Below are 26,827 nucleotides of genomic sequence, written 5' to 3'. Positions count from 1 at the left end.
TTAAAATTAACTTTGTTTTTTATATTGATTAAATAAACCTTCAGCACTTATATTTTCTTTATTTGTTGAATTTTCTTTTATGTTATTAGCATCATCTTGCTGAGCATTAGCGTTTTGGATGTTTGATTTCATTAGATCTAGGTTTATTGCATAAAGAGGATTAAATGATAAATATACTAAGATTATTAATGTGAAACTTATACACTTTTTCATTATAGGAATATTTGCATTATTTTAAAAATTAGAGCTATTATCTCTTTAAATAGATGATATATCAAATTAGTTATTTAGTTTTTGGTGTATAGCATTAATTGTAAAAAATATTCAGCTAGTTATACTTTAACGATCGACTTGATGAGGTGGAGAGAGCTATTTATGATTTTTGTATCTTATGTTTTGATTTTTATTCAATTGTTTATAAGAATATATTTTGTTTATAAACTTTCTAAGTTTAAGTTGTCAGCTTGGTATATATATTTATTAAACCCTTTGATAGATATTTTATATATATTGATAGCATCCTCATTAAAAAATATGCCGTATGACTATGTTACTTTAATGCTGCTAAACTCTTTACCTGATATATTTATGGCATGTTTTGGATATATCATGTTTAAAAAGCATTTGGATGATTATCCTAAGAAACTAGTTTTATTTAGCAATGATGGCGTATGGTTAATATTAACATTAGTAGTGTTTGCTACATTATATATCTTATATTCGTTATTCCTTCACTTTGTTCCAGTATATGAGGTTAATTGGGATTTTGATATATATCAATTATTTTGGATGATTGCTTTATATTCAGGACTAGTTATAGTTGCTAGAGGTTATTTCTTAGGGTTATTAGTTTTAGGTGTTTATACTATTTGCTCAACTTTTGCGATATTCTATTTTAACGAGGCAGACTTATTAGAACTTTCAATAAAAAATCTTAGCACTTTAACAGGGGTTTCTAATTTATTGGCCTATATACTGTGTTGTTTCATTTTTATAAATTCATATGTGAAATATTTAAAACTTAAATCTTAGTAAAATCTAATTTTTAAAATATATTCAAATATATGTATACATAGTGATTTATTGTGTTACAATAATCCAGTCGCAAGTGAGTTTTTGCGTAAATTATAAATTTATCAAGAATAGTTTTAGTTTTGTCTCTTATTATTTTAGTTATCTTTAATTTTTTATAATACTTTTACTTACTTAGTCATTAACTAAATAACAATAAACAAGAGAGAAAAACATGAGTGAAAAACTTAAAGGAAAAGTAAAATTTTTCAATGATTCAAAAGGCTTCGGATTTATTACTCCAGAAAATGGTAGCAAAGATGTATTTGTACACGTATCAGCTTTATGGAGTGCTGGTGGAACGCTAAGCGAAGGTCAAAATGTAGCTTATAAAACTCAAGCTGGAGACAAAGGTGCTCAAGCTATAAATATAGAAGTTTTATAATAAATATCTTCCCCCTAAATTCTAAAAATTTTTTAATCAAAAACTATCTATCAAAAATTTACTAAATAAGAAATGAAAATGGATTATTAATTGTAAGTTTTTATATGCGCTATTTTCAGAATAAATTCTTAAACTATCAAAATGAATTTTATATAAGTAAATTGTATGCTTAAATGATCTTATAAATTATTAATTTTTATAAAGGATTTATAAGTGAAGAAAGTATTAAAAGCAGGGTTGTTGCTTTCAAGCGTGCTAGTAAGTTCAGCGATCGCATGTACAGCTATAACTATGAAAGGTAATGATGGTGACGTAGTTGCTGGAAGAACAGTAGAATGGGGTCTTGATTGGGATTGGAGTTTGACCTATATACCAGCGGGCACAATTCATACTTTAACGGCGCCAAAAGATTTAGATTTACCAAAAGAGAATTATTCTTCTAAATATTCTGTATTGGGTACAGGCATATCTATGTCAAAGGATAATTTTTTTATTGCAGATGGTCAAAATAGTGAAGGTCTTAGTCTTAGCGCTAACTACTTGCCTGGTGGATTTACTCAATATCAGAAAGTTGAGAAAACTGATAAAAATTATGCCTCAATACTTGAGATAACAACATATATCTTAAGTCAATATAATAATATTGATGATGTTAAAAAGGGCTTGGAGAAATATAAAGTTTGGAATGATAGCTCAACAGATGTAAAAGGGGTGGTGCCAGAAGTTCATTTCTTAATATCTGATAAGAGTGGTAATGCAATAGTTGTGGAATATGTAAAAGGAGAAGTACATTTCTATAATCCAGAGTTAGATGTAAAAATTATGACAAACTCACCAACTTATGATTGGCACTTAATAAATGTAAGAAACTATCTTAACTTATCAAATAAAACAGTAATGAATATGAAGTTATATGATGAAAATGGCGTGTTTTCTCCAGGGACTAAATTTGAAACTATAGATGCTCTTGGACAGGGTAATGGATTGTTAGGTTTACCAGGTGATTATTCTCCACCATCTAGATTTATTAGAACTGCAGTATTAGGTTACTACTCTGATAATGAAAATATTGAGGGTGAAAGTACTTTAAATAGGGTTGTCCATGTTTTACATAATGTAGATATTCCTAAAGGGGTTGCTGCAGAAGAACTTGATGGCAAAATATACTATGATCATACTGTATTTACAGCAATAAAAGATTTAACAAATAATACTCTTTATGTGAATGTGTATGATAATCCACTTAATTCTGTATCTATAGATTTAAATTCTTTAGATAAGAAACATACTAAAGAATTTACTAAAAATATTAAAGATTTACCATATCCTAAGTCTGATATAACAAGCTCATTAGTATAATTCATCTTTTCTAAAATATATTTGTCAACTTCTGTTTTGATATAGATAGTAATCTAAAAGTGTAATTTGCTAAAATAGTAAGTTAGATGATATTTTAAGTTTCAAATATGGCGTTATATACCTATCCATCAAATAAGTTAGAGTATCTAGTTCAGGTTTTATCAAAACTTTTTGATTATGAAAAGAAAGATATTTTTGCCCAGACACAATTAATAGTTGGTAGTCGAGGTATGCAGCATTGGTTAAGTATGCAGTTAGCAGAATGCCGAAGTATAGCTATGAACTTAAATTATGATATGGTCAATGGATATATATTAGATATTTGCTATAAGTTAACAGGCAAACAAGAGCATAAAAAATCTTATAGTAAAGATATTTTGACTTGGAGAATATATAAGCTTATAGATGAGATTGATTCTGAAAAGCTAGAAAAATATTGTTTAGGAAGTAATCTAAAAAAATATCAATTATCAGCTAAAATTGCTGAAGTTTTCTCAAAATATATTTCTTATCGTACAGATTGGCTAGAATTATGGCAGAAAGGACAGACCATAACTTCTGATTTACAAGATGATGAAGATTGGCAGATGCAACTATGGCAAAGCCTAGTCAAAGAGATTCCAGATACTCCATCTAATGTGCAGAAAGAAGCTATTGAAAAACTTAGCGCTAAGGCTCTAAAAAAGCATGATATACCTTCAAATATTTATCTTTTTGGGGTAAATACAATCTCACCAAAAAACTTAAGCTTTTTATATCAGCTAGCTAATTTTATAGATATACATATTTTGTATATAAATCCATGTAGTGAGTACTGGTATGATTTGAAAAAGACAAAAATATCTACATGGTTAAATCAGGATGATTACGAACTTCAACCACTTTTAGCAAACTTAGGTCAGCAGGGTAAAGAGTTTTTCAATGAGCTTTTAAATAATGAAAAGAAGCAAGAATTTAGTGTATTTGATAATTCACAGTTGGATTTTGCAAAGCTAGAGCATCATGGTCAAAGTCAATTGGTAAGTGTTCAGAGAAATTTACTAGAGCTTAATTGTGAAAACTATTCAGAAGGTAAAGATAATACTATTTCAGTAAATTCTTGCCATAGTCCACTTAGGGAAGTACAAGTTTTGCATGATAGACTTTTAGATATTATAAAAGCCGATAAGTCTATAAAGCCTAGAGATATATTGGTAATGTGTCCAAATATTGAGGATTATGCTCCATATATAGATAGTGTTTTTTCTAGATATGGTGATGATAAGAAATTACCTTGCTCAATTGCTGATAGAACACTTTTAGATTCAGAAGCCTTAGCAGCTAGCTTTATAGATTTACTCCAGCTTCCAGAAAGTAATTTTGAAGTAAATAAGATTTTAGACTATTTAGAAGTACCAGCAATTCAGCAAAAATTTAAGATATCTAATGAAGATTTAGAAACTATCCGCTACTGGTTAAAAGAGGCTTGTATACATCATAGTAATGATGGAAAAACATTTTCTTGGTCATGGGGGTTGAGAAGATTGATACTAGGTTTTAGCTTTTCAGATAGTGGTGAAATTATAAATGATAGTTTACTAACAGTACCAATAATAGAAGGGGGTGAAATTAGCAAGCTTGGTGGTTTGTACGAGCTTTTAGAGCTATTAGCTGAATATTCTGAACAGTTGCAAGAGCCACGAACTTTTGATGAATGGCATAGTTATTTATTAGAGATGTTCACTAGTGTTTTTGAGATTACTAATGATGAAGAGTATATTGCTAAAAAAATAAAAGATCTGATCGCTAAAACTGTAGAGACTGCTAAAGCTATAATAAGTGATGAGAAGATTGATTTATATACAATTAGATACTGCCTAATATCACAGTTATCTGAACCAATAATTAATAACCACTTTTTAAATGGCAAGGTGACTTTTTGCTCTATGACACCTATGCGTAATGTGCCTTTTAAAGTAGTAGCGATGCTTGGTTTAAACAATGGCAGTTTTCCAAGAAGAGATACAGCTATTAGTTTTGATCTTATGGCTAAGCTAGGTAGAAGAGTAGGTGATAGAACTAAGAGAGATGATGATAGATATTTATTTTTGGAGTCGATATTGTCAGCAAGGCAAAATTTGTATCTAAGTTATATTGGCAAGAGTGTGAAAACAAATGTCGATCAAGAAGCGAGCTTGATTCTTAAAGAGTTTATTAGCTATTTAGATGAAAACTATGGTTGGGATAGAAATGATATAAAAGAATATCCACTACATGCTTTTAGTCGAGAATGTTACTCAGACAAGTATAGAAGTTATGATGAAGCTTGGCTTAGGTTGATAGAAAAACAGCCACAAGCATTTTATGAAGATGCTGGTAAAGTTAATGTGAATTTACCAGAGCATTTAACAATTAGTAAATTGGTGAATATTTTTGATAATCCTTTGAAAGCTTACGCTAATTATGGGCTAGGTCTAAGGTTAGAGAATAACTTTGAAGAATTAGAAGATAGTGAGCCATTTGATATTGATGGTTTAGAAGAGCATAGTTTAAAACAGCAACTCTTCGAGAGTATTAGCCAAGGTCAAGATACTAGTATTATCCAAAAACTGAAGTTAAGCGGGAAGTTACCAGAGTCTGTATTGACGGATGATGAGCTAAATACACAAGTCCAGAATATGCAAATACTTGTTGAGTCAGCTAATATCTCAGATTATGAAAAAAGGTACTTTGAAGCAAAACTAGAAGGTTGTGAACTAAGCACAAATTGTTATGTTAAAGAGAATCAGATAATGTTCATTACAACTTCTAATAATTTTGGTGTAAAACATAGGTTTGAGGCTTATTTAACAGCATTATTAGTTGCATCTACTGAGAAGAGAGATGTTTCAACAGTTTATTATTACTTAGAAAAGAAGAAAGATATATATGAGCAAAAGGAATTTCTTCTAGGGGTTAGTAATAAACATGCAAAAGAGAAATTAGAGTATTATCTAAAATATGCTGAAGAAGTAGCTAGTCGACCGATGTTGGCTCATTTGAGTTTAGCAGAAGCTTTACTTGCTGATGGTGAGAATAGAGGTAATAAATATAAAAAATCTGATAAACAAAAACAGGTTGCTTGGGATAATGCTATTTCAGATGAGAATAACTATAAAGCTCTAGATCAAGATAAATATTTTAAGCTTCTTTATAGTGAGTTTCCTAGCATGAATGATTTTGATGGTGAAGAAATTTATAAAGGTTTTTTTGAGGTTCTAAATGCCTATGAGAAATAGTACAGTACGACTATACAAAAATATTTATATAAGCTTTGAAATAGCTATAGCTGCTTGTTTATGCTTTTTACTTGGATTTTATGTATCAGGATGGATACATAAGGGGCAATCTATCATAGGTGGATTTTGGTGTTTGATTACGGTTTCAACAATATTACAATCAAGTATTAAAGATTCATATTCAGCAGCATATCAAATATTTATAGGTTCGATTATAGGTGGTGTGACAGCATTTATTTTTACATCAGTTTTGGGGTATTACTATTATGTTATGATTCTGGCAGTAGCAATAAGTGTATTTATCACAGCTAGTTTAGGTCTTGAGAATGCTATAAAGATGAGTAGTGCAAATGCTGGCGTGATAGTTGCTTTAGGATTGTATCAACCAAATTATTCACCTTTTTTAAATACAGGTTTACGCTTGATTGAGACTTTTAGTGGGACGGCAATAGCATTGTTCTTTATATTCATTAGTAGAATATTTAAGGTGAGAACTGATGATTAGTGAATTAAGCAGAAAAGATATTTTAAATGAATGATGAGATTCATATTTAAATAAGAGTAGTACATGAAATTTTGTAGTAGATAAAGCTATCCCTTATGTTTTGTTAAAAAATTAAATATTTTCAGATAAATTTCAACAAAACTAACGACTATTGCAGAACCAACCAATCCAACAATAGCATCATTGATAATGTTTATATTAGTGATATGGCTATACTCATGGATTATGGGAATATTGTGAGTTAAGATTCCACCACCAACTAAAAACATTGCTATTGTACCAAGTATAGATAAACCCTTGATGACCTTTGGCATAGATATAATGAATACTTCGCCTATTTTAGTATAGCCTTTCTTTTGTATAGCTAGACCTAAATCATCCATTCTAACAATAAGAGCAACTAAGCCATAAACAAAAAACACTGCTGCAAAAGATATAATTGTTACAGAAGCAATCTGTACTACTAGTTCTTTGTTTTGTACAGCGTTCATAGAAATAACAACAATCTCAATAGAAAGGATGAAGTCAGTTAATATAGCACTTTTTATTTTTTTTCTTTCGACATCTATTACATTTTCTGGAGTAGAGGCTTTTAGATTTTCTTTATGATGTTCACTGTAACCAAGTTTTATATGTAAATATTCTTCAACCTTTTCACCGCCTTCATAAAGTAGGAATATACCACCAGCTATAAGGGTTAAGGTGATAACTATTGGAATGTAAAAGCTTAGAATAAAAGCAAAGGGTAGTATAATCAGTTTATTTCTTAAAGCTCCTTTGGTTATTGCCCAAATGACAATCAGCTCTCTCTTTGCTGAGAATCCTGTTGCAGCTCCAGCATTTACTGCTACGTCATCACCCAGAATGGGTGCCGTTGCTGTTGCAACATGTCTTGTTGCTGTAGCTGTATCATCAGCTAATAAAGCTATATCATCTAGTAATGCTACTATCCCCGTTGCCATTTTATTTTTAAGTTTCAAAATTTTTATAATTATAACATTTTAATATTGAAAGTTACTTGATGGCCTATCCAGATATCAGATTTTTAAATGAGCATAAGTAGAATTTAATTAAGGGAGATTTTATGCATGTGAATAATAATTTATAAAAGAAATGTTTATAATTAGAGTTATAAATATTCTAGGTAGATAAAACCTAAATGAAAAATCTTGATATAAAAGAAATACCATTAGCAGGTCGACACATAATTGAAGCAAGTGCTGGTACTGGTAAGACTTATAATATTACAGAATTATATGTCAGACTTTTATTAGAAAAAAGAAATAGCTTAAATGAAAGATTATTACCGAGCCAGATACTGGTAATGACATTTACTAAAGATGCAACACAAGAGATTATTGGTAGGGTTGAGTCCAAGTTAAGAGATGTAATCAAGAATCACAAATCGGGCAAAGAAGTTTTATCAGAAGAAAATTATAAACATCTTAAAAGAGCTTTGTTAGAGATTGATGAGGCTGCTATTTTTACTATTCATGGTTTCTGTAAGAAGGTTTTGAGTGAGCAAGCTTTTACTAGTGGTATAGAAATGGATGTTTCAATGGAAGTTGATACATCTGATATTTTGCAAAAAGTGGTAGAGGATTTTTTTAGGAATAATATAAATAATAATCAAGAAAATTATGAGTATCTGAAATTAAATAAACTACACACGCCAGAGAGGTTTTTAGATAGGAATGGTTTAGGGAATATTGTTAAGTCTAATTACAAGATTGATTTTGTAAATGAAAATGATTTTTATAAACAGAAGCAAACTGTTTTAAACAAAATAGAAAAATATTCAGAAGATATTGAAAACTTAATTATATTAAATACCGGTAGTAAGAAGGGTAAAACTAGAGAAACAGAAATCTTAAAAAGAAAAGAAGAGTTTAATCATTTAAAAGCTTGGTTGAATGAAAGAGATATAACCACTATCTCGACTGAAGCTAAGAGCTTTGCAGGTAGAACTAGAATTAAAGATGATGAACAGCTTAATCTTATTTTTGAAGAATGGCATAAGCTATTTGTTGGAAGAAAGAATAATAATTATCCAAATTCTACTGATGCTTTTTATAAAGATCTTATAGACAAAGATGAGCAGATTGAGATATTAAAAAATAAATTTAAAAGTTATGAGTTTATCGAAAAAGCTTGTTTACAAATTCGTAAAAACTTTATCAAAGCAAAAGAGCAGAAAGGAGTTTTAGATTTTAATGATTTGATTACAAAACTTTGTCAAAGTGTACAGACTTCATCTGACTTAGTGAAAACCCTGCAAACTCAATATCCTGTGGCTCTTATAGATGAGTTTCAGGATACGGATGCTGAGCAATATCAAATACTAGATACAATTTATCCAACATCTAAAGAAGAGCTAATGTTGCTAATGATAGGTGATCCTAAGCAAGCTATCTATGGCTTCAGAGGTGGTGATATATTTACATACCTAAAAGCCAAGGCTAGTTGTCCAGCAGAAAATCACTGGAGTATGGATACTAACTGGCGCTCAACTAGCCAAATGATAAAAGCTTATAATAGGCTTTTTTACAAAGAAGATTATGAGATTGATAGTGCTGTTGGTAAGGATATTTTTAGTGAGGGTATTGATTATCAAACTGTTAAGGCATCGCCAAATGCAGATAGTAAAAGTAAAGTTTTTGATGATAATTTTAAGCCAATAAATTATTTTTATTATGATGTGACAGAAGATGATAATAAAAATGATATTGATACTAAACTATCTGCTTGGACTGCTAATGAAATTGTTAGACTACTAAATTCTAAAAAAGTAATAGAGAGTGATATTGCAATACTTGTTGAGAATGGTAAACAAGCAAAGGTTATACAACAGGCACTACAACAAAAAAATCTAAGCTCAGTATACTTAAGCCAAAGAGATAATGTTTATAAAAGCCAAGAAGCTCAAGAAATACTATTTTTAATGGAAGGGATAAATGAGCTTGAGAATAAGAGTTTGTTAAAGAAAGCTCTATCAACAAGCCTGTTAGGCGGAAATGCTGAAAAGTTTTTAGCTTATCTTGATGAAGAAAAGATAGAGGAGTGGGGTAGGCAAATTGACTATGCAAAAGGTCTAAGAGATAAGTGGCATAAATATGGTTTTATGTCTTTTATTATGCAGATTTTGCATGAGAGTTTTATTCAGCGAACAGAAAATAAAGAAAGAGTAATTACAAATGTTTTACATTTAGCAGAGCTTATAAAAGTAGCAGAAAATAAATATAAACATCCCAATCAACTTATAAAATGGTATCGCCAGCAGATAAAAAGCGATATTAATTCAGAAGGAGAGTTAAGGCTAGAAAGTGATGATAATCTGATAAAAATAATCACAATTCATGGATCAAAAGGGCTTGAGTATCCTATTGTATTTATACCATTTGCAAGCTATGTAAGTACAAAGAAGTTTGATGCTAAAAGTTTTAATAAATATTATGACAGTCAGTTAGAACAGACTGTTTATAAGATAGGTAAAGATGATAATGTAAAGCAAGCTGTTGATAAAGAGACAATAGAAGAGTTAATGCGTCTTCTCTATGTAGCGGTTACTCGTGCAGAGCATAGATGTTATATTGGAATGGCGAAATATAATAAAGGTGAAAAGTCACCATTAGCACAATTCTTGAATTATAAAAAAGATGAAGAGTGGCTAGAGAAGGTTCAAAAAATCACAAATAATCCAGCTAACCAAAGTTTGCTTTTAGAGATAAATAATTTTCAAAGCATAGAAATACAACATGCTAGTGATAATGTCGCAAATCAAGAGTTAAAAGCTAGTCAAATACACAAGCTAGAAAATGATAATTGGGAAATGTTATCTTTTTCTAAAATATCTAAGTCAAAGCCTCAAAATATAATATTAGAAAAAGAAAATGATGAGTCAGAGGATGATAAAGCTCAAGAGGTACAGCAAAAGCTAGAATTTAGATTTACAGCTACAAAAGGAGCAGACATTGGTAATATTTTGCATAATGTTTTAGAACATACAGATTTTAGTACTAATCAAATAGATAATGTTCTTTTACAAGAGCAAATGGATAGATATAAGGTGGTTGCTGCAGAAGATTTTAATAATCTAAAAAACTGGTTGGAAGAGTGTCTAACTGCACCAATTAGTGAAATAGAGCAACAATCTTCCTTAGTTCAAAAAGAAAGTAATTTTCAAGGCGAACTTTTTGATGATAATAAGAGTGCTTTACAGATGTCTAGCTTTTGCTTAAAAGATATCCCTGATTCTAAAACATTGAAAGAAGCAGAATTCTACTTTCCAGTTACAAATAAGAAGCTTTATAAAACCAATATTATAAAAGCTTTAGGAGAGTATAGAAGGAAAGCAATAGGCTATGATGAACTTAGTAATCAGAAAGTTTTTGGCATGCTGCATGGTTTTATAGATTTAATATTTGAACATAACGGTAAATATTATATTGCAGATTATAAGTCTAATTATTTGGGAGATTCTTTAGAGGATTATTCCCAAGAAAAAATGAGGCAGAAAAATCAGGATAGCTTCTATGATTTGCAATACCTTATCTATAGTGTAGCACTGCACAGATACCTTTCAAGTAATCTACCAAGCTACAGTTTTGATAAGCATTTTGGAGGAGTTTATTATTTTTATCTTAGAGGCCTTAAGGATGGCTTTGGTGTTTATAAGACTAAGGTAGAAAGAAGTACTTTAGAAAAAATGGATAGTATTTTTACAGGAGCTAATGATGTATAGAAATTTATTAGAATGTAAAAATAATTTAGCAGATATTGAGCCAATAGATTTTTTCTTTGCAAAAGAGACATCCAATTTTTTTAAGTTAACTTATCAAAATAGTAAGAGTTTGTTATTTCATTTACTAGTTGCATTGATGTCATCTTATAGAGAGGGACATAGTTGTTTAGATATTAAAAGCATAGCAAATAAAATCCTATGGCAACAAATTCAAGATGATGACTTAGAAAGAATCGAGGGATATAGCTTTCCAAGTGAAAGTGAAATAGAAAATCTACTTAAAATATTAGATTTCAAAAATAGTCCAATTCACTATGCTTTTGGTTGTTTATATATTAAAAGAATAAGGCAATTTGAAAATGAAATAGCAGCTTTTCTAAAAGAAAAAATAAAAGCAAATTTAGACTATGTTGATATAGATAAGTTTACCAAAACCTTGAATAAACTATTTCCTATAGAAAATGAGTCTAAGGATTACCAAGACTGGCAGGAAATAGCAGTTATAAATAGCTTAGTTCGTGAGTTTAGTATAATATCAGGCGGTCCAGGAACTGGTAAAACTACAACAGTCACTAAGTTACTTCTGGCTTTTCAGATGTTAAATGGCTCAGATCAAAAGATAGCATTATTAGCTCCAACAGGTAAAGCAGCTCAGAGACTTACAGAATCTATTCTAAATACAAAATTAAAGTTAAAAGAGAATTTGAGTTTAGAGGAAGACTTATATGATTTAATCCCAGAGGAGGCAAGTACGATACATAGATTTTTAGGAATTGTGCCTAACTCAAAACGACTAAAGTATAGTGATGATTTTAGAGCGCCTTTTAATGTAGTTGTAATTGATGAGGCATCTATGTTGGATATTAATATTTTCATAAAGCTTATAAGAGTCTTACGAGATGATACAAAACTTATTCTTATAGGTGATATCAACCAGCTACCATCAGTTGAAGTGGGAAGTATACTAAGTAATCTAACTGAAGGAGTATCAAACAATATATTTTCAAATAAGGTTGCAAAATTAATACAGCAAACATGCAATGAAGAGGTTGGATCTGGGAGTAACTTTGATTATGTTACAAAGCTAGAAAAAAACTATCGTTCTAACAAAACTATAAATAATTTAGCAAATAAAGTTCTAGTTGGAGATCCTTCTCAAGAATTAGATGAAAGTATAAGTTTTTATAATTTAAGTAGGCTTGATGAATATCTAAATAGTTTTGTGAAAGCTTACTATAAAGAGCTTTACAAAAAAAAGACACCACAAGAAGCCTTAGAATATCTGAAGAAATTTAGAATACTAGTCGCAAATAAAGAGTTAAATGTAGGTACAGTAAACCTTAACGACAAGATAGCAAAAATCTTAGGCAAAAATAATAAAGATATTTATCATGGTAAACCAATAATGATAGTTGAGAATAGTTATTCTCAGAATTTATTTAATGGCGACGTGGGTGTGATTTGGAATGATAGGACTTATTTTGAAAATAAGGATGTTAGTTTTACTATAAATACCTTACCAAAGTTTGAAACTGTCTATGCTATGACAATACATAAGACTCAAGGTTCAGAATTTGAAAGAGTTTGTATTATTTTACCGAATGAATCAAATAGGGCGCTTTCACGAGAATTACTATATACGGGGATTACTAGAGCAAAAGATAATTTAGATATTATTTCTAATAAAGATGTTTGGACTAGAGCTATAAGTAATAGAAGTTATAAATCTTCTCATGTACTTAAGATTATTGAAAATAAATTAGCTATGAATAATCATTAAAGAATAAGATCTTAGTGGAGGTAAACTGCCGACACAGACTTTCTTTAATGTCTCTGTACCAGATTTTTCATGATCAGCAACAATATGCCAGAAACCGCTCTCTGGTTTCGGTAATAAATCATTTATTTCATAACCATCAATTGTTGTAGCATTGTATATAATCACGATATCTTGCCAACTATCACTATTTGCATAATCTTTAAAGTGAGAAATAATTACACCAGATCTATTATCATGGTGAGCAGTAGTTATATTTAGGTATTTATCTATTATTCTTGGATCGCTTATTCTTAGTGCAGGATGCTCTTTACGTAGTTTTATTAAGCCTTTTACATAATCAAAAAAGGGTTTAAATGTTAACTTATCAGACCAGTGAAAGGCGTTGATTTCATCACTACTTCTATAGCTATTATGATCTCCCTGCTTTGTTCTAAGAAATTCAGCACCACCATGTATAAATGGTACTCCTTGGGCAGTTAAAATAATACCTAAAGCAAGAGCGTTTTGTCTGACAAGAGAGCTCTCAAAAATATTCTCTAAAATACCCTTTCGGTAAGAACCATCCTTTATGCTATTTTGCTGACTTTTTTCAATATGGTCCCATAATGTATAGTTATCATGAGCATCTACATAGTTTATAGATTCTAGTGGATTTGCAGTAAGTCCGTGAATTGAACCTTTTAGTCCATCAATAACTCTTCCGATGTTTAAAGAGTTGTGGGCATCACCATTGATAAAGCCATTTCCTGGATTATTATTTCCTCGTATTGCATCCCTAAAAAAGTCATTAAAGATTGAGAAGTTTTGGTTTTTCTGTGTGCCTCTATGAGTTCCATTTATTAAAGGAGAGTCTCCTCCTTTCCATGGCTCACCATAGATAATTATACGAGGGTCAAATTCTTTTATTTTAGTAACTATACTTTTGATTGTGTCTAAATCTATGAGTTCCATTAAATCAAAACGTATACCATCTATTTTATAGTTTTTAACCCAGTGCATTACCGAGTCTTGAATAAATTTGCTAACCATAGGGCGCTCTGTTGCTAGTTCATTACCACAACCAGAACCATTGGTAAATCTACCAAACTGATCAGTCCTAAAATAATATTTAGGAATAATTTTGTCTAAATTAGTAGTATCTGTCATATGGTTGTAAACTACATCCATGATTACACCAATATTTTTTTGATGGAATCCTGAAATCATGCTTCTAGTTCCTATAATTCTTTGTAATGGATTATAGGGATCTATCGAATAGCAACCATCTGGTGCATTGTAGTTCTTAGGATCATAGCCCCAGTTTCTATTATTTTTATCATTCGTTTTTGACTCATCTACTGAAGAAAAATCAAAGAATGGCAATAAATGTATATGAGTAACTCCTAATTCTACTAAGCTATCGACTCCGGTTGAGACTTTTTCTCCAGATTCCTCATTAGTGTAATATGATCCAGAGTAAGAAGCTCCTAGAAACTTACCTCTTAGTTTTTCAGGAATTCCACTTTCTAGACTTATAGTAAAATCACGTAAATGAGTTTCATATATAATAGTATCTTCTTTTTTCTCAAGTCTTGAATACTTATGCTCTTGCCATTGATCTGGCATTAGTGAGGGGCTATCTAAATTAATTAGAAAACCTTTTTCACCATTCACCCCTAATCCAACAGCATATGGGTCTATGGCGTAAGTTACTCTAGTATACTGCTTACCTCTTGGGTCTAGATCATCAAAATATAAGCGATATAAATAATATTTGTTCTCATAATCAGCAATGTTAAGTTCTATGTGATGAGTTCCATATTCATTTTCTGGCTTTAGTTCAAAGGAAAAATCTGGCTGTTTTTTATTAGTTGGTAAGTCTTCATTATATAGAAGAACTTCAACTTTTTTTGCTGTTGGAGCCCAAAGCCTTAAAGATATTGTAGAGTCATTAAATATTATTCCCATATCACTTTCAGGATAGAAAAAATTATCTAAATAATTTCTCATTAAGACTTTGGTTGGTAAAAATGTATTGTTAGCTCGAATTTCTATCAAATCAGAGCCATTAATATTCTTTGGAAGGTTTGTAAATATTAGTTGTTGAGAGTTATATTTTATAATCAAATCAACATCATCAATTTTCTGAGAATTAATCCAAAGCTCAAAGAAAGTTCCAATTAAAGGAGTATCAGATAAGTGAGCCACAATTTTATCGGCTTCATCCATTACTGCGTATTTTATTCTAGGATTAGTTCTATTTATAACATCAATCAATGATGTATAAATAACAGAGTCGCCATAGACAATATAGTAATTATCATTTTTCTCGGAGATATCAAAAGAATTTGTTTGTTCAGCCCAGTCGTTATGCCAATACAAGCTCCAAAGTTTTTTTCTGGCGATTACATTTTCTTTTTGGCAAAGAGCGTATAAACCAAAATCACTTTTATTTGAAAGAGGGATGGTCTGAGTAGTCTTATCTTCATTAAATGCCCACAAGTCCCAACTGAAATTATCGCCATTATATTCTTGATCTTTTTTAATGAAATGAATTAAGCTACCATCTCTATTTTCTTTTACTATTTTAAAATTTCTTTGAGCTGTGATATTTGGATTAGCTTTACTAAAGCATGTTAGAGTAACTTCAGATAAATCACTTATATTTAAGTCTGTGAAAAGTTTATTGTCAGTAATTTGTATATGTTGAGTTTTGGGTGAAATACCCCATTCAACATCTATTATGTTTTTACGTTTAGTAACTGATTCTGTTACAGCAGCTAAGTCTAAGGTAAATCCAGGAGTAATAAAATCCTCAGAGGCTTTTATTTCTAGTTTCTCACTAGCAATAAGCCAGTTAAAACTTAGAGGGATAAAAGTTCTATCATTAATTGAAACCTTATATTCATTTCCTTCAAGATCAACAAGTATGAATGTATATTGGTTAGTTCCTGGGATGAGATTCTCAATTGAAAAAACATCTTTAGTTAACCATAAACTACCATCATCATTATCAGTAGTCCAAGTAAGTTTTAGATCTTCTTGTTTTTGCCAGTCATTAAATTTACCAACTACATATGCGTTTAAGAATCCGGTTGCTTGGATTCTAAATCTTATACTACTTGTTTCGAAGTCTAGACTAATGTCGTGAGCAATATTTATTGGTCTAAAATTTCCAGACTTACTATCTTGAATCCATATATTTTGATTTGCTGTTTGCATAAAAATACTAAATCTCTTTTATTATATCTAATCAACTAACTTTAAAATTAAAGATGCCATCGGGGGAATTTTTATAGTTATTCGTTGAGCATGGCCATGAGAAGGTTCTGGAGTTGTAAGTATTTTTTCACTTATAAGCTGTCCAGAACCACCAAATTCAAGGCTATCTGAGTTGAAAATTTCTTTATAAGCACCAGCTTTAGGAACACCTAAGTGATAATCATAATAAACCATAGGGGTGAAATTGCAGATAAAAATCAAACTATCTTTTTCATCTTTACTATTTCTTATAAAAGATAAAATGCTTTGAGAAGAGTTATCAGCATCTATCCATTTAAAGCCACTATGATCATAATCAGCTTCCCATAAAGCTGGTTCAGATTTGTAAAAATGATTTAGCTTTTTAAAGAATAATTGAGTTTCTTTATGAGCAGGGTATTCATCGACTATTTGCCATTGAAGTTGTTCATATTCTCGCCATTCGATAAATTGTCCAAACTCACTACCCATAAATATTAATTTTTTGCCAGGATGACCTATCATATAAGTCATATAAAGACGTAATCCTGCATATTTATTCCATAAATCTCCCCACATTTTATTAATGAGAGATTTTTTACCATGCACAACTTCATCATGAGAAATTGAGAGGATAAACTTTTCTGAATAATGATAAGCCATGGAGAAATTAATCAGATTATGGTGATATTTGCGATGAACAGGATCTAAAGCTATATAGCGTAAAGTATCATTCATCCAGCCCATATTCCATTTGAAATCAAAACCCAAACCACCATGTTCAGCAGGTGTAGTGATATTGGGCCATGCTGAAGATTCTTCAGCTATTGTTATAACTCCTTTACAAGTATGTTTAAGGACACCGTTAAGTTCTTTAAGAAAAGCTATTCCTTCTAAATTCTCATGGCCACCATGTATATTTGGTTCCCACTCACCATGATCTCTATCATAATTTAGGTAAAGTATATTTGATACTGCATCAACACGTAGCCCGTCGATATGAAACTCATTTATCCAATACATTGCGTTTGATATTAGGAAAACTTTTACTTCATTGCGACCCAAATCAAAGTTATTTGTTCCCCAGCCTTTATTTGAGGCTTTACCATCGTTTTGATATTCATAACATGAGCTACCATCAAACTTTATTAAACCATGTTCATCTTTACAAAAATGTCCAGGAACCCAATCTAAAATTACTCCAATATCTGCATTGTGTAGTTTATCAATTAAACGCTTTAAACCAACTAAATCTCCATGGCGACTATTTATCGAGTAAAAACCAGTTGGCTGATATCCCCATGAAGCATCGAGAGGATGTTCATGTAAGGGCATAAACTCAACGTGAGTATATTCCATTCTTTTGACATACTCAGGTAAGATCTCACTTAGTTCATCATAAGTTAAGAAATTACCATCTTTGGTTTTCCAAGAAGCTAGATGTAGCTCATAAATATTCATAGGGTTATCGTAGTAATTAGTATTAGTGCGTTTTTCTAGCCATTGACTATCTTGCCATTGATATTGCGTTTCAGTGTTAATAATTGAAGCTGTATTAGGTCTCAATTCAGAAGAAATTGCGTAAGGGTCGCTTTTGTATACATAGTTATTTGTATATTTATTTTTTACTACAAATTTATATTTTTGACCGTTGCCAATGTTTGGAATGAAAACACTCCATAGTCCAGCGGGACTAATTTGTTGCATGTGGTTTTCATTTCTTTCTTCCCAGTGACAAAAGTCACCGATTACACAGATACTTTTTGCATTTGGTGCCCAAGTTGTAAACTTAATACCGTTTTGCCCATTTTCTTGAGCTTTATGAGCACCCATAAAGTTATATGCGTATATGTGTTTACCCTCATGAAAATAATATTTGTCTAAATCACTTATATTTGAACTACAGTTTGATGATAAATCATTATTATTCATTAAAGCTCCTAATATTAAATCTTATCTTTTATATAGATAATGAGGGGTTTTATAAATACATATTAAGTACATTGTATACTAACTAATATCTAACCACTATATTCCTATGCTTTAAAGTTAAGATAATAGGTTTGATTAGTTTTATTTTTATGTATAAGAAGTTAGTAAATAATTCTAAATCTAAATAGATGGTGATAATATGATTATTAAGTTGTTAATTTTTTAATTAAAATTATTAGGATAAATCTAAAGTATGACAATTCAGACAATATCAACTAAACCTTTTCCTAATCAAAAACCTGGAACATCTGGACTAAGAAATAAAGTTACTGCTTTTAAGCAGCCTGGATATTTAGAGAATTTTGTTCAATCAATATTTAATTCTTTAGAAAATATATCAGGACAGACTTTAGTGGTAGGTGGTGATGGTAGGTATTATAATAAGGTTGCGATACAGACTATTATTCGTATGGCATCAGCTAATAAATTTTCTAAAATAATAGTTGGTCATAATGGGATTTTCTCAACTCCAGCTGCAAGTTGTGTAATCCGTAAATATAATGCTTTTGGCGGGATTATATTGTCAGCAAGTCATAATCCAGGTGGTCCAGATGGAGACTTTGGAATAAAATACAATACTGGAAATGGTGGTCCAGCTCCAGAGAAAATAACTGAAAGGATTTTTTTAGAGACACAAAAGATTGAAAAGTATTATATAAGTGATGCTCCTAAAGAATCAGTTGATCTAAATAAATTAGGAACTTATAAAATAGAAAATACAGTAATTGAAGTAATAGACTCTGTATTAGACTATTCTGAGTTAATGCAAAAGTTATTTGATTTTAATAAAATTCGTCAACTTTTTGCTAATGGTTTTACTGTTAGATTTGATGCGATGAGTGCAGTTGCAGGACCTTATGCTAAATACATTTTTGAGAAGATGCTAAATGCTCCAGCCGGAACTGTTGTAAATGGCGAGCCATTAGAAGATTTTGGTGGACATCATCCAGATCCAAATCCTGTAAATGCTGCTGATTTAGTTAAACATATGAGAAGTGGTGAGGCTAGTGATTTTGGTGCAGCGTCAGATGGTGATGCTGATAGAAATATGATTGTTGGCAAGAAAATTGATGTTGCTCCATCAGATAGTTTAGCGATAATGGCAGCTAATGCTCAGTTAATTCCAGGATATAACAAAGGTATTAAAGGAGTGGCGAGATCCATGCCAACCTCAACCGCAGTAGACAGAGTAGCAGAGTATTTAAATATTCCATGTTTTGAGACGCCAACAGGTTGGAAGTTTTTTGGAAATTTATTAGATGCTGGAAAAATTACTTTATGCGGTGAAGAAAGCTATGGAACAGGATCTGATCATATTAGAGAAAAAGATGGTCTTTGGGCTGTTTTATTCTGGCTTAATTTGGTTGCTGCAACAAATAAGAACATTGATGAACTTGTAACAGAGCATTGGAAAAAATTTGGTCGTAATTTCTATTCAAGACATGATTATGAGGCTATTGATAGTGTAATAGCTAATCAAATTATGACAAAGCTAAGAGAAAAGTTGCCAGAACTTAATGGATGTAGATATAAAAATAATTTGATAAAAATAGCAGATGATTTTAGTTATAAAGATCTTATTGATAACTCTATTTCAAATCATCAAGGTATAAGAATTATTTTTGAAGATGGCTCACGTATTGTGTTTAGGCTTTCTGGTACTGGGACTCAAGGTGCAACCTTACGAATATATTTAGAAAAATATGAAGCTAGCCATGAAAAAGCTAATATTTCTACACAAAAAGCTTTAGCTGATTTAATTGAAATAGCTGAAGATTTAACAAAAATTAAATCACTTACTGGAATGAGTGAGCCAACAGTGGTAACTTGATTGTAGCTAACCTTTAAGGAGTTAATAAAATGAACAATCCTAATAACTCAACACATCAGCTCTATAAGAAAGCGATGGCTTTAGTTTTAGCAGGAGGACGTGGTTCACGTCTTTATAATTTAACAGATACTAGAGCAAAACCAGCAGTTTATTTTGGTGGTAAATTCAGAATTATTGATTTTGCTCTTTCAAACTGTCTAAACTCAGGTATTCGTAGAATAGGAGTAGTTACTCAATATAAATCTCACTCATTATTGCGCCATATACAACGTGGTTGGGGATTTTTAAGAGGTGAGCTAAATGAGTTTATAGATCTTCTACCTGCTCAACAACGTGTGGATGAAGAGCATTGGTATCGTGGTACAGCAGATGCTGTGTATCAGAATATAGATATTTTACGTTCATATAGTCCAGAATATGTGATTGTCTTAGCAGGGGATCATATTTATAAAATGGATTATTCTGTAATGTTAAGAGATCACGTACAAAGTGGTTATAAGTGTACAGTTGGATGTGTAGAAATTCCTAAAGAAGAGGCATTTGCTTTTGGAATTATGGGTGTAGATGAAAATCGTAGAATTACAAACTTTATAGAAAAGCCAAAAAGTAATGCCCCAACTATACCAGGCGATTCAAGTACTTGTTTAGCTAGTATGGGCATATATATATTTAACTCAGACTATCTATATGACATGCTCGAAGAGGATCTGGCAGATAGCTCATCAAGTCATGATTTTGGTAAAGATATTATTCCTAAAGCGGTAAGTAAGAAAGAAGCTTTAGCTCATCCATTTGGTATGTCATGTGTACCACGTGGAGAAGGTTTAAAATCATACTGGAGAGATGTTGGTACTATCGATTCTTTTTGGGCAGCAAACCTTGATTTAGCTGCAAATATGCCAGAATTAAACCTTTATGATAAAGACTGGCCAATTTGGACAGCAGAAGAGCAACTTCCACCAGCAAAATTTGTTCCAGATAGTGATGGTGTTGATGGGATTATCTCAAATACATTAGCTTCCGGCGGATGTATTGTTTTAGGCTCAAGTATTTCTGAGACAGTAATGTTTTCAAATGTTAGGATTGCTTCACACTGCGTAATTGATCAAGCTGTGATCATGCCAGAAACTGAGATTGGTGAGGACTGTCGCTTAAGTAAAGTTGTTATTGATAGAGGATGTGAAATTCCTGCAGGAACTATTATTGGGGAAGATCCTAAGGAAGACGCAAAAAGATTTTTTAGAACAGAGACTGGGGTTGTGTTAGTAACTAAGCAGATGCTAACAGCTCTTGAGAAATAAGAGGTTATTATGCGTGTATTACATGTTTGTAGTGAGCTATATCCACTATTAAAAACTGGAGGTTTGGCAGATGTTGCTGCAGCATTACCTCCAGCTTTATCTGAATTAGGAGTTGATAGTAGAGTCTTAGTTCCTGGCTTTCCAGCATTCATGAATAATGTAAAGAAAAAAAGCTTATTAATAGAACTTCCACCAAAATTTGGAGCAGATAGAATTTCTATATATTTAGCTAAGATCCCTGATACTAAAATTGATATATACATAATTGACGCTCCTAGATTATATGATCGTCCAGGTAATCCTTATACAGATTCAAAAAATCAGCCATATACTGATAATTATCTAAGGTTTGCATTATTGGGTTGGGTAGCAGCGAGGCTTGCAGATGGCTTAGACTCTCAATGGAAACCTGAAATAATTCACGGGCATGATTGGCATGCAGGTTTAGTCCCAGCTTATTTAAAAGCTACTGAAATTGCTACAGGTATAAAAGCTGTAAAGTCTGTTTTTACTATACATAATTTGGCATATCAGGGGGTTTTCCCATTAAGTGTTTTTTCAGATTTAGATTTACCAAATTATTTCTTAGGTATGGATGGAATAGAGTTTTACGGTCAAGTTTCCTTTTTAAAGGCAGGGCTATATTTCTCTGATAAGATTACTACTGTTAGTCCAACGTATGCTAAAGAAATACAAGGACAAGAGCAGGGTTGTGGTTTAGATGGTTTATTATCAAATCGTAAATATGATTTATATGGGATATTAAATGGAGTAGATCCAAAAGTATGGAATCCAATAAAAGATCCTTATATAGATGCGAATTACTCTAGCACTACAATTGCAGCAGGAAAACTAAAATGTAAGACTGCTCTTCAACAGATGACAGGCTTAAAAGTTCAGAATGATGCACCTTTATTTGGTGTAGTAAGTCGTTTGACAGAACAGAAAGGGTTGAATCTTGTAATTACAGGCTTAGCTGAAATATTAAATAGAGGTGGGCAGATAGTCCTACTTGGAAGTGGCGATACTGCATTAGAAGAAGCATTTAAATCTGCTGCAAAAATGTATCCTGAATCAGTTGCAGTTCAAATTGGCTATGATGAAGAACAAGCACACCGTATTATAGCAGGTTCTGATGTGATATTGGTACCTTCAAGATTTGAGCCTTGTGGACTTACACAACTATATGGATTGATATATGGTACATTACCATTAGTTCATAAAGTTGGTGGATTAGCTGATACAGTAGCTGACTCGTCATTAGAAAATTTAGCAGCTGATGAAGCAACTGGATTTGTATTTGACAAATTTAGTATAGAAGACTTTATACTTGCAGTACGTAGATCTTTTGCATTATACGATAGAAAAGCAGAGTGGAAAAAAGTCAGAAAGATCGCAATGCAACAACAAGTTGGTTGGGATTCTGCAGCTGAAAAAATCTTTGATATCTATGAACAATTAATTAGCAAAGAAAAATAAAAATCTATATTTCTTGTATGGAAAATATTTTAGTGACATTATATTCTAAAAAATAAATTTAATAGTCTTATTAAAAATAAATTTCTTATAAAAGGTTTTAATTATTATGGACAAAATAAATCAGATTAAATTATCTATCGAAAAAATACTAAATTGTGAAGTTAGTAAAGCTAATGATCAAGACTTATATTATGCATTACTTTCTTATGTTAAAAATCAGACAAATAAACTACCAGAGCAAGACTTTAAAAAGAAGGTTTATTATATTTCTAGTGAGTTTTTAATTGGTAAAATGCTTATAAGTAATCTAATTAATTTAGGTGTTTACAATGAGGTTTGCCAAATATTACAAAATAATGGTAAAAATATAGTACAAGTAGAAGAGTTTGAGCCAGAGCCATCTCTTGGTAATGGTGGGCTGGGTAGGTTAGCAGCATGCTTTTTAGACTCTATAGCTTCTTTATCTATTCCTGCAACTGGCATCAGCTTAAATTATCATAATGGTTTATTTAGACAGAAGTTTAAAGATCATTGCCAAAATGAAGAACCAAATCCTTGGATAGAAAAATTAGGTTGGTTAAATAAAAAAGAAACTGGCTATAAAATTAATTTCAATAACTTCAGTGTTCAATCTCAGTTATGTGAAATTGATATAGTGGGGTTTGATAATGGTTTTGTAAATAAATTATGTTTATTTGATATTGAGACTGTTGATCCACGTATAGTTCATAATGGAATTACTTTTGATAAGACTCAAATTGCTAAAAACTTGACACTTTTCTTATATCCTGATGATAGTGATGAAGCTGGACATTTGTTAAGAATTTTCCAACAGTATTTTATGGTTAGCAATGCTGTTAAATTGATTTTTTCAGATATAACTAAAAAAGGGTATAAACTAGAGAATTTACCAGAGCATGCTGTTATACAAATTAATGATACTCACCCAACACTAGTAATCCCAGAATTGGTTCGTCAGCTAGTAGAGAAAGGTATAAATATAGATAAAGCAATTGATTTGGTTAGTAAAACAACAGCTTATACTAACCATACTATACTTGCAGAGGCTTTAGAGAAATGGCCATTACATTATCTAGAGAAAGTTCTTTCTCCAAAATTGATAGATATTATTAAATATCTGGATGAAAAAGTTAAAGCCAAATATGCTGCTCCAGAGTTAGCAATTATTGATGATAATAACTGTGTTCATATGGCTCATATTTGTATTCACTATAGTTTTAGTGTTAATGGAGTAGCAGCTCTTCATACAAATATTCTTAAAAATACAGAGTTAAAAAACTTTAATGATATTTATCCAAGTAAGTTTAATAATAAGACAAATGGAATTACATTTAGACGCTGGTTATTACAATCAAATCCAGAATTAAGAACATATCTAGAAAGTCTAATTGGAAAAGATTTTATAAAAGATTCAACAAAATTAGATAAGTTGTTAGCTTATCATAATGATAAAGCAGTATTAGCAAAGTTAGATGAGATTAAAAAGACTAAAAAAGAGCAGTTTATAGAATTCGCTAGTTATTACTCAGGTATAGATCTTTTAGAGAATGGAATTTTTGACACTCAAATCAAACGTATCCATGAATATAAGCGCCAACAAATGAACGCATTATATATTATTCATAAGTATTTAGAGATTAAGTCTGGTATTTATCCAAAACCTAAAAGACCAATAAATTTCATTTTTGGCGGTAAAGCTGCTCCTGCATATACTATTGCTAAAGATGTAATTCATCTTATTCTATGTTTACAAGAATTAATCAATAATGACAAAGAAGTTAATCAATATATTAGAGTATTATTCGTTGAGAACTATAATGTTAGTGTTGCAGAGAAACTGATCCCAGCTACAGACATCTCAGAGCAGATATCTTTAGCATCTAAAGAGGCTAGTGGTACAGGTAATATGAAGTTTATGCTTAATGGAGCAATTACTCTAGGTACTATGGATGGGGCAAATGTTGAGATTGCTGAATTAGTAGGAAGCGCCAATATTTACACCTTTGGTAAAGATAGTGACACTATCATTAATTTATATAAAACTAGTGGATATAAATCTAGAGATTACTATAATAATCCGATTATTAAGAGTGTAGTAGATTTTATAGTTTCTCCAACATTATTGGCAATTGGTAATAAAACTAAGCTAGAAAGATTATTTAATGAAATCCTAAACAAAGATTGGTTTATGACATTAATAGATCTAGTTGAATATATTAAGGTAAAAGACAAAATGTTTGCAGATTATGAAGATCGTGAGCATTGGCTGAGGATGAGTCTAGTTAATATAGCTAAATCTGGATTTTTCAGTTCTGATAGGACTATAGCTGAATATAATAGAGATATTTGGAAGGTTAATTAAATTTATGAGAAAAGCTGGAGTTTTACTAGCAATATCTAGTTTACCTAGTGACTTTGGAATAGGTGATTTAGGAAAAAGGGCTTATGAGTTTGTAGATATCTTAAAAGAAATGAAAGTTAAGATATGGCAGGTTCTTCCTCTTACTCCATTAGGGTTTGGTAATTCTCCATATCAATCAAGTTCATCTTTTGCGGGTGATGAGATCTATATAGGAATTGATCAGTTAATTAAAGAAGGATTACTAAATAGCTCTGATATTGAAAAATTTAATATTGACTTAGATAAAGTTGAATATGATTTAGTTAGAGAGCATAAAAATGCTTTATATAAAAAAGCTTTTAGTAATTTTAAAAAACTTAAAAAAGAGAGATTTGAGCAAGATTATCAAAACTTTATAGAAGATAATTCTTGGGCTTTAGACTATGCTATTTTCAAAACTTTTAGAAAAATCAATAATAATCAAACTTGGTCAAGTTGGGATAAGTCCTATAAAAACTGGATAAAAAATAAAGATATTGATCTTGTAAAATATCAAGAAAGCATAGATTATGAATTATTTTTACAATTTATTTTCTATTGTCAATGGTTTGAGCTAAAGGCTTATGCTAATAAAAATAATATAGAAATTATGGGAGATCTTCCTATTTATCTAGGGTTGGATTCAGCAGATGTTTGGGAAAATCAGGAATTATTTTTATTAGATGAAAATCAGAAACCTACTTTTGTTGCTGGAGTTCCACCTGACTTTTTCTCTAAAACTGGGCAGTTATGGGGCAACCCTCTTTATGATTGGGATAAATTAAAAGAAACGAACTTTGATTTTTGGATTAAGCGTTTAGAAGGAAGTTTTAAGCTATTTGATATCCTTAGAATTGATCATTTTAGAGCTTTTGATACTTATTGGAAAATTCCAGTAGCTGAAAAAACAGCTATAAAAGGAGAGTGGATTGAAGCTCCTGGATATGCCTTTTTTGATACTATCTATAAGCAGTTGCCAAAAGCAAATATTATAGCTGAAGATTTAGGAGACTTACGCAAAGAAGTATTTGAGCTTCGAGATCATTATAATTTAAAAGGGATGAAAGTTTTCCAATTTCATTTTGATCCAAGAAAGTTATCTAATAAAGAATTCTCAAATGGTAGTAATACTATTATCTATACAGGGACTCATGATAATAATACCTTGCTAGGTTGGTATAATGAGCAAAGTAAATGGTATAAAAAGTTGTTAAAAAGAAGTTTTAAAACTAATTATAAAAAAATAGTTAGAGCTATTTTAAAGTATGCTTTAAACACTGAAGCTGAGTATGTAATTATACCTGTACAAGATATTTTAGAATTAGATGCAAATGCTAGATTTAATACTCCTGGACAAATTGGTTCACCAAATTGGGAATGGAAACTGGTAGATTTTAGTCAGTTAAATTTGAAAAAGTCTTATTTCTCTAATATGGTTATAAGTTCTGGTCGTAGTTAATAAATATATTCATCTAATTTAGTAAATATTTTCACTAATTAACTTTA

16 protein-coding genes are annotated in these 26,827 nt (G+C 30.9%); 12 read left to right on the top strand and 4 right to left on the bottom strand.

The annotated features are described in order from the left end of the window. Positions 1 to 6 precede the first annotated feature (6 nt). A complete protein-coding gene (locus tag DNK87_RS03030) occupies positions 7 to 213 on the bottom strand; it encodes a hypothetical protein (RefSeq protein ID WP_119330262.1) in 207 nt (68 codons plus the stop codon). Positions 214 to 375: 162 nt separating this feature from the next. Between DNK87_RS03030 and DNK87_RS03025 the strand changes: the two genes are divergently transcribed. The 5 genes from DNK87_RS03025 to DNK87_RS03005 all read left to right on the top strand — a co-directional run bounded on the left by DNK87_RS03025 (position 376) and on the right by DNK87_RS03005 (position 6,577). Further along, positions 376 to 1,032 (top strand): hypothetical protein, encoded by a 657-nt coding sequence (locus DNK87_RS03025; protein WP_119330263.1) that lies wholly within the window; start codon positions 376 to 378, stop codon positions 1,030 to 1,032. 214 nt (positions 1,033 to 1,246) lie between these two features. Next, positions 1,247 to 1,456 (top strand): cold-shock protein, encoded by a 210-nt coding sequence (locus DNK87_RS03020; RefSeq protein ID WP_119330264.1) that lies wholly within the window; start codon positions 1,247 to 1,249, stop codon positions 1,454 to 1,456. Between the two features lie 213 nt (positions 1,457 to 1,669). Beyond that, positions 1,670 to 2,815 carry a linear amide C-N hydrolase gene (locus DNK87_RS03015; protein ID WP_119330265.1) on the top strand — a complete coding sequence of 382 codons (1,146 nt, stop codon included), beginning with the start codon at positions 1,670 to 1,672 and terminating at the stop codon, positions 2,813 to 2,815. A gap of 107 nt (positions 2,816 to 2,922) precedes the next feature. After that, positions 2,923 to 6,072, top strand: a complete 3,150-nt coding sequence (gene recC / locus DNK87_RS03010) for an exodeoxyribonuclease V subunit gamma (protein ID WP_119330266.1) — start codon at positions 2,923 to 2,925, stop codon at positions 6,070 to 6,072. Next, a complete protein-coding gene (locus tag DNK87_RS03005) occupies positions 6,056 to 6,577 on the top strand; it encodes an FUSC family protein (protein WP_119330267.1) in 522 nt (173 codons plus the stop codon). Before recC ends, DNK87_RS03005 begins: the two co-directional genes overlap by 17 nt. A gap of 86 nt (positions 6,578 to 6,663) precedes the next feature. Here DNK87_RS03005 and DNK87_RS03000 read toward each other — a convergent pair whose 3' ends face one another. Next, on the bottom strand, positions 6,664 to 7,539 hold the full coding sequence (locus DNK87_RS03000; RefSeq protein ID WP_119330268.1) for a DUF808 family protein: 876 nt from the start codon (positions 7,537 to 7,539) through the stop codon (positions 6,664 to 6,666). 197 nt (positions 7,540 to 7,736) lie between these two features. On the opposite strand from DNK87_RS03000, the gene recB reads away from it, so the two are divergent. Both recB and recD read left to right on the top strand, forming a co-directional pair. Further along, a complete protein-coding gene (gene recB / locus DNK87_RS02995; RefSeq protein WP_119330269.1) occupies positions 7,737 to 11,318 on the top strand; it encodes an exodeoxyribonuclease V subunit beta in 3,582 nt (1,193 codons plus the stop codon). After that, complete coding sequence (gene recD / locus DNK87_RS02990) at positions 11,311 to 13,098, top strand: exodeoxyribonuclease V subunit alpha (RefSeq protein ID WP_119330270.1); 1,788 nt, start codon at positions 11,311 to 11,313, stop codon at positions 13,096 to 13,098. The genes recB and recD overlap by 8 nt, the downstream gene beginning before the upstream one ends. Here the strand turns inward: recD and pulA are convergent. Together pulA and glgB are read right to left on the bottom strand one after the other, a co-directional pair. Then, the gene (gene pulA / locus DNK87_RS02985) at positions 13,078 to 16,299 is read right to left on the bottom strand and encodes a type I pullulanase (protein WP_119330271.1); all 3,222 of its coding nucleotides are present in this window, start codon (positions 16,297 to 16,299) and stop codon (positions 13,078 to 13,080) included. The genes recD and pulA overlap by 21 nt on opposite strands. Before the next feature lie 27 nt (positions 16,300 to 16,326). Further along, the gene (gene glgB / locus DNK87_RS02980; RefSeq protein WP_119330272.1) at positions 16,327 to 18,249 is read right to left on the bottom strand and encodes a 1,4-alpha-glucan branching protein GlgB; all 1,923 of its coding nucleotides are present in this window, start codon (positions 18,247 to 18,249) and stop codon (positions 16,327 to 16,329) included. A 253-nt stretch (positions 18,250 to 18,502) separates the two neighbouring features. On the opposite strand from glgB, the gene DNK87_RS02975 reads away from it, so the two are divergent. From DNK87_RS02975 to malQ, 5 genes are all read left to right on the top strand, one after another. Continuing rightward, complete coding sequence (locus DNK87_RS02975) at positions 18,503 to 20,140, top strand: alpha-D-glucose phosphate-specific phosphoglucomutase (protein ID WP_119330273.1); 1,638 nt, start codon at positions 18,503 to 18,505, stop codon at positions 20,138 to 20,140. 29 nt (positions 20,141 to 20,169) lie between these two features. Then, positions 20,170 to 21,441: a glucose-1-phosphate adenylyltransferase gene (glgC, locus tag DNK87_RS02970; protein WP_119330274.1), complete on the top strand. Its 1,272-nt coding sequence runs from the start codon at positions 20,170 to 20,172 to the stop codon at positions 21,439 to 21,441. A 9-nt stretch (positions 21,442 to 21,450) separates the two neighbouring features. Then, positions 21,451 to 22,920: a glycogen synthase GlgA gene (gene glgA, locus DNK87_RS02965; protein ID WP_119330275.1), complete on the top strand. Its 1,470-nt coding sequence runs from the start codon at positions 21,451 to 21,453 to the stop codon at positions 22,918 to 22,920. Positions 22,921 to 23,026: 106 nt separating this feature from the next. Then, on the top strand, positions 23,027 to 25,303 hold the full coding sequence (glgP, locus tag DNK87_RS02960; protein ID WP_119330276.1) for a glycogen/starch/alpha-glucan family phosphorylase: 2,277 nt from the start codon (positions 23,027 to 23,029) through the stop codon (positions 25,301 to 25,303). 4 nt (positions 25,304 to 25,307) lie between these two features. Then, positions 25,308 to 26,780, top strand: a complete 1,473-nt coding sequence (gene malQ / locus DNK87_RS02955) for a 4-alpha-glucanotransferase (RefSeq protein ID WP_119330277.1) — start codon at positions 25,308 to 25,310, stop codon at positions 26,778 to 26,780. The last annotated feature ends 47 nt before the right edge of the window (positions 26,781 to 26,827 follow it).

This window comes from Pseudofrancisella aestuarii (genome assembly GCF_003574475.2).
Lineage (GTDB): Bacteria > Pseudomonadota > Gammaproteobacteria > Francisellales > Francisellaceae > Francisella > Francisella aestuarii.
This window is presented reverse-complemented; position numbering and strand designations above follow the sequence as displayed.

Coding starts and splice junctions, on each gene's coding strand:
- DNK87_RS03030 (WP_119330262.1), bottom strand. CDS start 213: ATGAAAAAGTGTATAAGTTTCACATTAATAATCTTAGTATATTTATCA.
- DNK87_RS03025 (WP_119330263.1), top strand. CDS start 376: ATGATTTTTGTATCTTATGTTTTGATTTTTATTCAATTGTTTATAAGA.
- DNK87_RS03020 (WP_119330264.1), top strand. CDS start 1,247: ATGAGTGAAAAACTTAAAGGAAAAGTAAAATTTTTCAATGATTCAAAA.
- recC (WP_119330266.1), top strand. CDS start 2,923: ATGGCGTTATATACCTATCCATCAAATAAGTTAGAGTATCTAGTTCAG.
- DNK87_RS03005 (WP_119330267.1), top strand. CDS start 6,056: ATGCCTATGAGAAATAGTACAGTACGACTATACAAAAATATTTATATA.
- DNK87_RS03000 (WP_119330268.1), bottom strand. CDS start 7,539: ATGGCAACGGGGATAGTAGCATTACTAGATGATATAGCTTTATTAGCT.
- recB (WP_119330269.1), top strand. CDS start 7,737: ATGAAAAATCTTGATATAAAAGAAATACCATTAGCAGGTCGACACATA.
- recD (WP_119330270.1), top strand. CDS start 11,311: ATGTATAGAAATTTATTAGAATGTAAAAATAATTTAGCAGATATTGAG.
- pulA (WP_119330271.1), bottom strand. CDS start 16,299: ATGCAAACAGCAAATCAAAATATATGGATTCAAGATAGTAAGTCTGGA.
- glgB (WP_119330272.1), bottom strand. CDS start 18,249: ATGAATAATAATGATTTATCATCAAACTGTAGTTCAAATATAAGTGAT.
- DNK87_RS02975 (WP_119330273.1), top strand. CDS start 18,503: ATGACAATTCAGACAATATCAACTAAACCTTTTCCTAATCAAAAACCT.
- glgC (WP_119330274.1), top strand. CDS start 20,170: ATGAACAATCCTAATAACTCAACACATCAGCTCTATAAGAAAGCGATG.
- glgA (WP_119330275.1), top strand. CDS start 21,451: ATGCGTGTATTACATGTTTGTAGTGAGCTATATCCACTATTAAAAACT.
- glgP (WP_119330276.1), top strand. CDS start 23,027: ATGGACAAAATAAATCAGATTAAATTATCTATCGAAAAAATACTAAAT.
- malQ (WP_119330277.1), top strand. CDS start 25,308: ATGAGAAAAGCTGGAGTTTTACTAGCAATATCTAGTTTACCTAGTGAC.